Source organism: [Flexibacter] sp. ATCC 35103 (genome assembly GCF_001975985.1).
In the GTDB taxonomy this organism is placed as follows: Bacteria; Bacteroidota; Bacteroidia; order Flavobacteriales; family Flavobacteriaceae; genus Flavobacterium.
The window spans coordinates 138,243-149,295 of the sequence record NZ_MTQF01000008.1; the positions used below are offsets into that span (position 1 = coordinate 138,243).

Annotated in this window: 11 protein-coding genes and 3 tRNA genes; 8 read left to right on the plus strand and 6 right to left on the minus strand. The window is 31.2% G+C overall.

Annotated elements, in window-relative coordinates; translation table 11 throughout:
* Positions 1-89: 89 nt before the first annotated feature.
* The 3 genes from der to era all read right to left on the minus strand — a co-directional run bounded on the left by der (position 90) and on the right by era (position 3,574).
* Entirely contained in the window at positions 90-1,400 is a 1,311-nt protein-coding gene (gene der / locus BXU01_RS17890) for a ribosome biogenesis GTPase Der (RefSeq protein ID WP_055094723.1), read from the minus strand.
* Positions 1,401-1,672: 272 nt separating this feature from the next.
* Positions 1,673-2,665: a hypothetical protein gene (locus BXU01_RS17895; RefSeq protein ID WP_123774096.1), complete on the minus strand. Its 993-nt coding sequence runs from the start codon at positions 2,663-2,665 to the stop codon at positions 1,673-1,675.
* 27 nt (positions 2,666-2,692) lie between these two features.
* The gene (gene era, locus BXU01_RS17900) at positions 2,693-3,574 is read right to left on the minus strand and encodes a GTPase Era (RefSeq protein WP_041517423.1); all 882 of its coding nucleotides are present in this window, start codon (positions 3,572-3,574) and stop codon (positions 2,693-2,695) included.
* Between the two features lie 116 nt (positions 3,575-3,690).
* Between era and BXU01_RS17905 the strand changes: the two genes are divergently transcribed.
* The 3 genes from BXU01_RS17905 (at position 3,691) to BXU01_RS17915 (ending at position 5,608) form a co-directional block, all read left to right on the plus strand.
* Positions 3,691-3,763: transfer RNA gene (locus BXU01_RS17905), tRNA-Met, on the plus strand.
* Between the two features lie 222 nt (positions 3,764-3,985).
* Positions 3,986-4,057, plus strand: a tRNA-Glu gene (locus tag BXU01_RS17910).
* Between the two features lie 456 nt (positions 4,058-4,513).
* A complete protein-coding gene (locus BXU01_RS17915; protein WP_083694432.1) occupies positions 4,514-5,608 on the plus strand; it encodes an exopolyphosphatase in 1,095 nt (364 codons plus the stop codon).
* A gap of 89 nt (positions 5,609-5,697) precedes the next feature.
* Here BXU01_RS17915 and BXU01_RS17920 read toward each other — a convergent pair whose 3' ends face one another.
* Positions 5,698-6,039 (minus strand): hypothetical protein, encoded by a 342-nt coding sequence (locus BXU01_RS17920; RefSeq protein ID WP_255373796.1) that lies wholly within the window; start codon positions 6,037-6,039, stop codon positions 5,698-5,700.
* 110 nt (positions 6,040-6,149) lie between these two features.
* On the opposite strand from BXU01_RS17920, the gene BXU01_RS17925 reads away from it, so the two are divergent.
* The 5 genes from BXU01_RS17925 (at position 6,150) to BXU01_RS17945 (ending at position 9,548) form a co-directional block, all read left to right on the plus strand.
* Positions 6,150-6,362, plus strand: coding sequence for a helix-turn-helix domain-containing protein (locus BXU01_RS17925; protein ID WP_083694434.1), 213 nt, complete (start codon positions 6,150-6,152; stop codon positions 6,360-6,362).
* A 136-nt stretch (positions 6,363-6,498) separates the two neighbouring features.
* Entirely contained in the window at positions 6,499-7,041 is a 543-nt protein-coding gene (locus BXU01_RS17930; RefSeq protein ID WP_083694435.1) for a DUF4494 domain-containing protein, read from the plus strand.
* A gap of 181 nt (positions 7,042-7,222) precedes the next feature.
* On the plus strand, positions 7,223-8,752 hold the full coding sequence (locus tag BXU01_RS17935) for a glycosyltransferase family 39 protein (RefSeq protein ID WP_083694436.1): 1,530 nt from the start codon (positions 7,223-7,225) through the stop codon (positions 8,750-8,752).
* A gap of 71 nt (positions 8,753-8,823) precedes the next feature.
* Positions 8,824-9,348 (plus strand): DUF4269 domain-containing protein, encoded by a 525-nt coding sequence (locus BXU01_RS17940; protein WP_083694437.1) that lies wholly within the window; start codon positions 8,824-8,826, stop codon positions 9,346-9,348.
* Positions 9,349-9,475: 127 nt separating this feature from the next.
* Positions 9,476-9,548: transfer RNA gene (locus BXU01_RS17945), tRNA-Met, on the plus strand.
* A 135-nt stretch (positions 9,549-9,683) separates the two neighbouring features.
* Here the strand turns inward: BXU01_RS17945 and BXU01_RS17950 are convergent.
* A complete protein-coding gene (locus BXU01_RS17950) occupies positions 9,684-10,481 on the minus strand; it encodes a hypothetical protein (protein ID WP_165689805.1) in 798 nt (265 codons plus the stop codon).
* Positions 10,482-10,507: 26 nt separating this feature from the next.
* Positions 10,508-10,993 carry a hypothetical protein gene (locus BXU01_RS17955; RefSeq protein WP_083694439.1) on the minus strand — a complete coding sequence of 162 codons (486 nt, stop codon included), beginning with the start codon at positions 10,991-10,993 and terminating at the stop codon, positions 10,508-10,510.
* Positions 10,994-11,053: the final 60 nt, after the last annotated feature.

Here is an 11,053-nt window from a genome sequence, read left to right on the forward strand (position 1 = left end):
GTTTAATTGTAGATTTCACATTTATTCAAATAGTATGCCATTAAAAAAGTGATGCAAAAAAAAATCCCCAGATATGGGGACTTTCATTTTTATTTTTCTCTGATATAAATATCGATTGGCACTCCTGAAAAGTCCCAATTTTCTCTGATCTTATTTTCAAGATATCTTTTATATGGTTCTTTAACATATTGTGGCATGTTTGCAAAAAACACAAACTGAGGTGTTAATGTTGGCAATTGCATACAATATTTAATTTTTACATATTTTCCTTTTGTCGCCGGTGGCGGATATGCTTCAATCACTTTCAACATAAACTCATTGAATTTAGAGGTTGGGATTCTTTGTTTTCTATTTTCAAAAACCTGAACTGTAGCTTCTAATGCTTTCAATAAACGTTGTTTCGTTAAAGCCGAAACGAACAAAATTGGCACATCTGTAAAAGGCATTAATTCTTTTTTGATTTTCTCTTCGTAATCACGTGTCGACATGGTATCTTTTTCTACCAAATCCCATTTGTTTACCAGGATTACAACACCTTTACGGTTTTTTTCTGCAAGCCAGAAAATACTTTGATCCTGACCTTCGAATCCACGGGTTGCATCAATAACCAGTATACAAATATCTGCATGCTCAATGGCACGTACAGAACGCATTACAGAGTAAAATTCTAAATCTTCTTTTACTTTAGCTTTACGACGGATTCCCGCAGTATCAACTAAGTTAAATTCAAAACCAAAACGGTCAAATTTAGTATCAATTGCATCACGCGTAGTTCCTGCAATATCTGTTACCATGAAACGTTCTTTACCAATTAATGCATTGATAAAACTAGATTTACCTGCATTAGGACGTCCTACTACAGCAAAACGAGGTAAAACTACTTCTTCCTGAACTGGTTCCGGTTTTTCTGGAAAAGATTCGATTAGAGCATCTAATAAATCTCCGGTTCCGCTTCCTGAGATACTTGCAAACGTAAAATAATCTCCTAAACCAAGATTATAAAACTCTAAAGCATCTTTTTCACGCATTGCGTTATCTACTTTATTAACAGCCAATAAAACCGGTTTTGTTACTTTACGCAATAAACGCGCAACAACATCATCCATTGGTGTAATACCTTCTTCTACATCAACCACAAAAATAATAACATCAGCTTCGTCGATAGCAAGCTCTACTTGTTTACGAATTTCACCTTCAAATACGTCATCAGATCCACGAACATATCCGCCGGTATCAATTACAGAAAACTCTTTTCCGTTCCACTCGCTTTTACCGTAGTTTCTATCTCTGGTAACTCCAGAAACCGAATCTACAATAGCTTCTCTTCTTTGTATCAGCCTATTAAAAAGGGTTGATTTCCCTACATTAGGTCTTCCTACTATCGCAACAATGTTATTCATTTTTGTAAATTTTAGATTTTGAATCTTCAATTTTAGACTTTAGTTCCCTAAAATTCTATCACTTATAAATTCAAAATGCTTTATTTTAATTTTTTGCAAAGGTAGTTAAAAAAGTGACTATCCCGAAGTCTCGAGACTAAGTTTCTAAGTACCTAAGGTTTTTATTATTTTTTTTATTCTTTTTAAGAGCTAATTGTGCTCCCGAAGCTTCAGGACTATCAGGCTAGAATTTCATGATATAAAGAACTTTCTGATTCAAAAAAAACAATTCTTTAATTACATGAACTATAAACATATAAAGGTCTCGCCCCCATTTGATAGGATGTAAAAGTTCCTTTATTCGATAATCTTAACGTGAATTTTTCTTTTGAATTAAAAAACTCAATTTCCCTAACTTTAATTTTTGGAGAAAGACTGGTAATCGAACCTATTTTATAACTCGTAAATAAAAATGGTTTCTCTTCAAAATCAATATAAGTCAGTTCCTTTTTATCAAAATCAATATATCCATTGTTATCAGAATCACAGAATTTTGGATTATTTAATAAAAAATCTTCTACATCTGCTTCTGTATCTATTTTGATAAATTCTTTTTTGGGATCTGCAAACAGATTATCCGCTACTTCATCCTGGCTAATGGCTACTAATTGTTTTTTAGCTTTATAAATTCTGAAATATAATGTCAAAATTCTATCTCCGTTTACTGACATTACATCGGCTCGATAATTACACGTTTTTTCAAGAATGCGATACGGCTTTTTATCTTCATCAGAACGGGCACTATAAGTATCATCAAAATCGTCCAGACTAAATTTACCTTTATACTCTGTATAAAAAAAACCTGTTTTCTTAAACTCGTTATCTCCCAGATATTCCGGAAATGGTTCGTGTATTATATTTTTATAAATTTTGAAATTGAACCATTCGATCCAGTCATCAATTTTGTTAGAAAAACTTAAAATGGGATAATATCCATCTTTTACAAATATTGCCAATCCATCCTTTTTATCTACGAATTGGTTAATATTTGAAGCTTTGTTTGTACTGAACTGCTTTATAAATTCGTTTAAAAACAATTTTACCTCTTTATCAGAAGAAGCAATTGTATCAAAATCTATGGAATCTTTTTGTACAATCGATTCGGTTTTTTTGACAACAGGTTTAGATGGAACCGTTTTTTCTTCCAGACCCAAAAGGTGTACTAAACCCAAAACCAGTATCATTCCGCAAAATATTGGTATTGAATACTTCGTTGAAACTTGCATAAATTATGATTTGGACTTTATGAAAAATTATTGATTATATCCAAAACGTTTCAACATATTGGCGTTGCTTCTCCAGTTTTTATTCACTTTTACAACTAATTCAATATGAATTTGTTTTCCAAAGAATTTTTCCAGATCGGCACGAGCTTCAGTACCTACTTTTTTCAAAGCTGCACCTTTATGTCCAATAATGATTCCTTTTTGAGTTTCGCGTTCTACCATAATAATCGAACGGATTCTGATAATATTTTCATCTTCAAAAAATTCTTCTGTTACGATTTCAACCGCGTACGGAATCTCTTTACTATAATTCAACAAGATTTTTTCACGAATCGTTTCGTTTACGAAAAAACGTTCCGGTTTGTCCGTTAATTGATCTTTTGGATAATATGCAGGAGATTCAGGCAACAATTCGATGATTCTGCCAAAAACTTCCGGTACATTAAAATTCTGTAAAGCCGAGATTGGGAAAATTTCAGCATTTGGTACTTTTGCGGTCCAGAATGCTACTTGTTCTTCTAATTGTTCCTGATTTGAATTGTCGATTTTATTCAACAACAATAAAACCGGAATTTTAGCGTGGATAATTTTATTAAAGAAAGCTTCATCTTTTAAATCCTGCTCTCCTATTTCGACCATATAAACCAAGATATCAGCATCTTCAAAAGCCGATTTTACAAAGTTCATCATCGATTCCTGCATTTCATAGGCTGGTTTGATGATTCCGGGAGTATCCGATAATATAAGTTGAAAATCTTCGCCATTCACGATTCCAAGAATACGGTGACGAGTTGTTTGTGCTTTTGATGTAATGATCGATAATCTTTCTCCAACAAAGGCGTTCATCAATGTTGATTTTCCAACGTTTGGATTCCCGATGATGTTTACAAAACCTGCTTTATGTGACATTTGCGTAATATTTATTTTGCAAAGGTAGTCATATCAACTCAATACAGAAAATAAAACATTTTTTAAAGTTTTCGTTGGATTTCTAGAAAATCGGCGTATCTTTGCACCCGAAACATCGCGGGATAGAGCAGTAGGCAGCTCGTCGGGCTCATAACCCGAAGGTCACAGGTTCGAGTCCTGTTCCCGCTACTAAGACAAAAGCTTCAGAGAAATCTGGAGCTTTTTTGGTTTATATTAATTCTATAAAATAATATAGATAATTATACTAATTTCGACTTCGAAGCCAAGAATCACTATTACAACTATTTACACAAACAATTGAAAAAACAGAAAAATTAAATTAAAAAAAAATACGTTTTTTGTTTGTGTATTGTAAAATTAATTGCATTTTTGCACCCGCTAAGAAAAACTGGCCCGTTCGTCTATCGGTTAGGACGCATGGTTTTCATCCATGTAAGAGCGGTTCGATTCCGCTACGGGCTACAAAAAAAGCTTCAGAGAAATCTGGAGCTTTTTTCATTTACAAAACTTTCTGCTTTTATCAGTTTCAGAATTTCAAATGCCAAAAAAAGTAAAAAATCAGAGATATTTTCAGCCTATTTTTATGAGAAGATTCATGAGAAGATAAAAAACATTGATTTAGTTTTGTATAAGAGCAATTCTAAACGATAAATATTATTGGTCATTCTTCATTAAATAATTCCAATTATCACTCTCTTTCAAGAGGTTACAATATTAAGTTCAACAACCCTTACTTAAAAGAATAGCTTAATAATTAAATAACATCTTTTATTAATAACTGCGTTTATGTTAGTAAATGTTTTTATAAATTTGCAATCTCGTATTGAAAGCCGTTGTTTGCAATTAAAAATTATGACTTTCACATAATTACGTTAAAATCTTTATTCAAAAATTATAGTATAACCATAATTAAATCCAATGTTTAAGAAAAACAAATCTCAAATTTTATTTTTTATTCTTTTAAGTTTATTTTTTTCCATCAATTCGTTTTCTCAAAAAAATCTTTATGCCGGAATTGAAATTGGCCGAAGAGCAATAAAAACTTCCATTCTGGAGATCAACAATATTAAGAAAGCTGACTATAAAATTCTTTATTTCTCGAATGAGAGAATTAGTCTTGCTGATCATATTGCGGCAAGCGGCGAAGTTCCTCAGGACGACATTAACAAAACCAGTAATATCATTGTTGATCAATTAAAGAAAATCAGAGAAGAATTTAAAATTCCTGAAGGAAATATATTTATAGTTGCTGCTCCAGTTTTCTCTTCTGCCGGTAATGTTGATGCTTTGAAAAATAAAATCACTACACTAACTAATAAAAGTGTTGACATAATTAATGTTGACGAAGAAGCTAAAATGTTAGTAAAAGGTGCAATACCTCCGGTTGATTACGCAAATGCTATTTTACTTGATATAGGCGCACAAACTTCTAAGGGCGGATACATAGATGAGCTTGAAGATAATAAATTAGAGTTTATACCTCTTGAGCTTGATTTTGGAACTATGACAGTTACTGATGCAGTTAAAAAAACGGTTGTTAACCAAAGCCAGGTAAATGATATGTCGACATATCAGGAAAAGTCATTTGATTTTAATATCGTATTGCGCAAGAAGATCAAACAAATGCTGGACGCAAATCCTCTTATCTTAAAAAAGGAAAAAATCTATTTATCAGGAGGAGCAGTTTGGGGCTTTTCGACTCTATATTTTAATGAAAACGTTAAGGATCATTATATTTCTTTTACTTTAGAAGATGTTATCAATTACGATGCAGTCCTAAAAAACAACTTTGGTAAATACAATACCCTTTCTAAAACTGATAAGGAAGTTGCAAGAGTTTTAAGTACATATGACCAGAAATATCTAATCTCAGCAAATAACATTTTACTTAACTTACTGGAAAGTATTCCTAATATCGAGACAAAGAAAATATACTTTGTTAAGGACGGGCAAGTAACTTGGCTTATGTCGCACATTGCAGATCGTTCTAAAAAAGTAAATACTAATTTTTAGATTTTCTTATAAATATTAAGACAAAGCTTCAGAGAAATCTGAAGCTTTTTTTATTTAAAAAAAATCATTTTGTGTATTCGAATACAAAATTACTCAGCAACGTTTGCAGCATCTGAATTAAAGACTTGATTTATATCTCCTAAAAGTTCAAATTCATCTACAGGAAACATCTCCAGAACCATTTCTAAAATCAGAGAAACGTTTATTGGGTTCTTATTTGTACTTGACATTATGTGTCCGTCATTATCCAATGTTAAAACGCACATTTTAAGCATATTTGCAATCACACAGCCAACTTCATAATAACTCATCTTGATTTGAGCCGTATAAACTTCTGATTTATTATTTCGCGCTTTTAAAGTATTGAAATACGGAACTAATATTCTTCTAAATTTCTCTAATCTTTCAGTTTCATTTGTTTCCATGTTCATATATATGTGTTTATTTTATTTATGTAAAATTAATGTTTAGTTGTCATATAAGATAACCAACTTAGACAAATATATAACAAAATTTGAATTATCATAAAAGATAATTTATTTTGGAACAGACAATACAACAAAAAGTCGGAAAACGAATTCAGGAAATTAGAATTGAGAAAAATATTTCTCAACAGGAATTAGCCTCAAAATGCAATTTTGAAAAAAGTAACATGTCGAGATTAGAAAAAGGAAATGCGAACGCAACTCTTTCCACTTTAGAAAAAGTATGCAATGCATTGGAAGTAGATTATAGAGAATTATTTAAATTTTAGCGATCCTACAAAAACTCAATTCACAGACTTTCAAAACATTACAAAAATAAATCTAAAATTGTGAATATCTATTTCAGGAATTCAGCCTTTATTTTCCTGTAAAATCTATCTTTGGCATCCTTAAAAAATAATAGAGATGAGCGCAACTTGGTACGAATGCAAAGTAAAATATAGAAAGACTGATGAAACCGGAGGACAAAAAGTTTTAACCGAACCTTATTTGGTTGATGCTTTATCGTATACCGAAGCTGAAAAAAGAATAAATGAAGAAATGGCGGCTTATATAAGTGAAGAATTTAAAATCACGAACATAAAAGTGGCTAATTATGCTGAGATTCATCCTTTTGAAAATGCAGATCGTTGGTTTAAATCAAAGGTTTCCTTATTAGCTTATGATGAAGAAAGCGGTAAAGAAAGAAAAACCAATATGTATATGCTAGTGCAGGCAAATGATGTAAGAGAAGCTTATGACAATACGCTTCATGTTATGCAAAGCACAATGGGAGAATATTCGATCCCGGCAGTTTCTGAGTCTCCAATCATGGATGTTTTCCCGTATTTTAGCGGAGAAGAAGGCGAAACAGAACAACTGGAAAGATTCAATGCCCTGAAAGCATCGAAACCTGTAGAAGTTGAAAAAATCGATCACATGGAATTTGAAGAGGCATTAGAGGAATAATTTCCCTTAAATTCTAAAAAAGAACTTCAATTTTTAGTATTGAAATTTCAATAAAAATTAGCTTCAGAGAAATCTGGAGCTTTTTTGTTTTTATATCATTTCATAATGCTTTGATTTGAACATTAATCCAAAATAAATTATATATTAGCTCTACCATTAACAACCTACAAACCAAATATTCATGACCAAAAAAACCATCATAGTACTCGGGTTTATTATTTTAAAATTTGTTTTGCAATACCTATTAATAAGTCCTGAATATGATTTGCAGCGCGATGAATATTTGCATCTCGATCAGGCGCATCATCTCGCCTGGGGATATTTATCAGTTCCGCCGGTAACTTCTTGGCTTTCTTATATCATATTTTTACTTGGTAATTCGGTTTTTTGGATCAGGTTCTTCCCTGCCCTTTTTGGCGCTTTGACACTTTTAGTTGTCTGGAAAACTATCGAGGTTCTAAAAGGCAATTTATATGCTTTGGTTTTGGGAGCAACCTGCATTTTGTTTTCGTCATTATTACGAATCAATATGTTGTATCAGCCTAATTCATTAGATGTATTATGCTGGACAGGATTTTATTATGTCATTATTCAATACATTTCTACCCAAAAACCCAAATGGTTTTTTATAGGAGCAATTGTATTTGTCTTTGGTTTCCTGAACAAATACAATATTCTGTTCTTACTTATTGGTCTCTTGCCTGCTCTTTTGCTTTCTGGTCAAAGAAAAATTTTAGTCGAGAAAAAACTTTATGCCGCATTAATTTTAGGATTGCTTTTAATAATGCCAAATATTCTATGGCAATTCAACAATCATTTTCCTATTGTGCATCATATGAAAGTATTATCCCAAACACAATTGGTAAATGTAGATCGTGAAGGGTTTTTAAAAGAACAAATCTTGTTTTTTATCGGGTCTCTCCTGGTTATTATTTCTGGTTTGTATGCTTTATTGTTTTACAAACCTTTCGAGAAATACAGACTCTTTTTTGGGTCTCTTGTTTTTACACTTGTCGTTTTTATGTATTTCAAAGCCAAAGCATATTACGCGATTGGTATATATCCTATTTATATTTCGTTTGGTGCTGTTTTTCTTTGCCAAGTATTGCAAACAGGCTGGAAACGGTATTTAAAACCTGTGTTTATTATTATTCCGTTACTATTTTTTATACCAATGTACAATCTTGCTTTCCCAAATAAAAGCCCGGAATATATCATGAAAAATCCGGAGAAGTATAAAAAACTGGGAATGCTTCGATGGGAAGACGGAAAAGATCATGATTTGCCTCAGGATTTTGCCGATATGTTGGGCTGGAAAGAACTTGCCCGAAAAACCGATTCGGTTTATGAATTGACCCCAAACAAAAAAGAAACGCTCGTACTTTGCGATAATTACGGACAAGCCGGAGCCATAAATTATTATTCTAAAAAAGGAATAAAAGCAGTTTCATTTAATGCCGATTATGTTAACTGGTTTAATCTTGACATTCGATACAAAAACCTCATCAGAATAAAAACGTATGAAGAAAACAATCCTGAATTTCAAGAAACCGGACCATTTTTTCAATCGTCTAAAATTGCAGGCGAAATAACCAATAAATATGCACGAGAATATAAAACTACTATTTATGTTTTTACTAATGCAAAAATCAATATTAACAAAAGAATCGAAGCCGAGATTAAAGAAGAGAAAAATTATAATAAACAATAATTAAATAAATTCTAAGTTAGATTTCTAATTCAACATCCTTGCAATCTATTGAAAACCTGAATCAATTAATAATGATAGACTTTACGAATATTGAATATCTAAAAAACGGAAATCAAAAACAAATTCAGGCTTTTGATGTTTTAACTCAAAATAAGATTCTAATAAATCTAGCAGAATTTGATCCAATCTTGGTGGGAACACTCCCCATTAATATTGATATCGAAAACAGTGATCTTGACATTATTTGTTACTGGAAAAACAAAAAGGATTTTACAGAAAAGCTGAATTCCCTTTTTGGAAAAGAAAATAAATTCACAATTAGAGAAACATTAATCGACAATAAAGAATCTATTATTGTAACCTTTAAAATTGATGGTTTTGAAATTGAAATCTTTGGACAAAATATACCAACCAAAAACCAAAACGGATACAAACATATGCTTATTGAACATGAAATTCTACAATCTAACGATGAAAGTTTTAGATTAGACATTATCAGACTCAAGCAAAACGGCTACAAAACCGAACCTGCTTTTGCTTTTTTATTGGGTCTAAAAGGAAATCCGTATCTGGAATTACTAGAATATAAAATGTAAGCTTTAAATTCCGTCTATTTAAACCTCTATATTTTAGACATTTACCAGAAAAAAGCATGAATTTAAAAATAATTCATAAATTTCTTTGCAAAACCGTATTTACTGCTTATCTTTGCACCCGAAACATCGCGGGATAGAGCAGTAGGCAGCTCGTCGGGCTCATAACCCGAAGGTCACAGGTTCGAGTCCTGTTCCCGCTACTAAGACAAAAGCTTCAGAGAAATCTGGAGCTTTTTTGTTTAAATCGATTTTTAAGCATCTCTTTGCATTCACGAGCGGGACGCTCGCGCCAGTAGGGTAAAATCTGATTTTTTAAAAATCGCTATTATTAATAGTTACAAATGCTTGAATTTTATGTCAATCTTATTATTTACCGCTTGTATTTCTAATTTGAGTTTCTTCGTTTTTTTGTTATTTCTACTATCATAATATGTAATTTCTACATTGAGTTTAGGCTTTAATTCTTCACCTTTTATAAGTTTTTTTGCTAATTCACTATGATTCTTTTCGTTAAAATTAAATTCTGGCGCACAACTATAGAAATAAAATTCAGGAATTTCAATTTGTATTTTACCATTTGATTCAATAAAACTCAATTGTTGGCTTTCTGTCGAGAATATTGGAAAGTATTGATAATCATTCTTAATAATTTTTTTTATTTCTTCCAAATCATAAATCCATTTTATTAAAATATTTTTACATGTTCCAGTTCCAGTATTGTACAAGACGAAGTAACTATTTAAGTCAGAAATTTTTTCATCTATTATTTGAAAAAATTTTAAAGATTTTTTATTTTCATAAATACTTTCACCCTCCGTTACATTAAAGACTACAGAACTAAAATATAAATCAGGTGAATTTCCTGCAATTAATTGTTCATAAAAAAAATACAAAGATATAGCAACAATTATTCCACCAAAAGCAGTAAAAAAATTTGCTAATTTATCATCATTGATTTTTTGCTTTATGTCTAAAGTTTCCAGCTCTTGCCAAAGAAATAACACTATTAAAATTATTGTAAATAAAACTAAAATATATGTCGTTTTTTTCATCGGTGTTTTAATAATTGCTGGTAATTTTTTTTGATACTGCAAAGAGCTTGGAACCAACTTTCCATTAAGCCAATTGACCAAATCAGTTGTAGCCGTTAGGAGTATTCTTAATTTGTTTTTAAAGTTTGATTCCCAAAAACAGGACTTTTATATTCTATTCTGTCCTCAAACTCTTGAATTTCCCAAGGCGGATCAATGGGAACATTATCAATTTTGTCACCGTTCAGTTTACACGATTCCGCATATAATTCATCCTCGATTAAAATGAAACTTTGTTTATGTTCAATGTATGGGAAGTTAAAAGCATCTTCATGTCTCTTTAAAGTTTTGGTTTCGGTTTCAATTGCTCCCCATTGATGAACCGTCCTAAAGAAAATCATATTCGTTTCCGGAACAAACACAAAGTTTGTTTCATCTAAATTTTCAGCTCCTTCTTTCCACTCAAATTTTATTTTCAAATTATTTTTAGCTGTTTCAAATAATACAATTGAACACGCAACAACTTTTTCTAAATTTTCAATTTTCTCAACACAAGTTATATCACATTCGTTAACAATTATATTCTCTTTAAAATTTTGAATTGTGATTTTCATTAATTAGTTGAATTTTTAAGTAATGTTGATTTAAATTGCTACGAACTTATTTACATGGGG

Bases quoted from the DNA above. Each gene is read 5' to 3' on its own strand.
- der (WP_055094723.1), bottom strand. From the start codon at position 1,400: ATGAATAACATTGTTGCGATAGTAGGAAGACCTAATGTAGGGAAATCA.
- BXU01_RS17895 (WP_123774096.1), bottom strand. From the start codon at position 2,665: ATGCAAGTTTCAACGAAGTATTCAATACCAATATTTTGCGGAATGATA.
- era (WP_041517423.1), bottom strand. From the start codon at position 3,574: ATGTCACATAAAGCAGGTTTTGTAAACATCATCGGGAATCCAAACGTT.
- BXU01_RS17915 (WP_083694432.1), top strand. From the start codon at position 4,514: ATGTTTAAGAAAAACAAATCTCAAATTTTATTTTTTATTCTTTTAAGT.
- BXU01_RS17920 (WP_255373796.1), bottom strand. From the start codon at position 6,039: ATGAACATGGAAACAAATGAAACTGAAAGATTAGAGAAATTTAGAAGA.
- BXU01_RS17930 (WP_083694435.1), top strand. From the start codon at position 6,499: ATGAGCGCAACTTGGTACGAATGCAAAGTAAAATATAGAAAGACTGAT.
- BXU01_RS17935 (WP_083694436.1), top strand. From the start codon at position 7,223: ATGACCAAAAAAACCATCATAGTACTCGGGTTTATTATTTTAAAATTT.
- BXU01_RS17940 (WP_083694437.1), top strand. From the start codon at position 8,824: ATGATAGACTTTACGAATATTGAATATCTAAAAAACGGAAATCAAAAA.
- BXU01_RS17955 (WP_083694439.1), bottom strand. From the start codon at position 10,993: ATGAAAATCACAATTCAAAATTTTAAAGAGAATATAATTGTTAACGAA.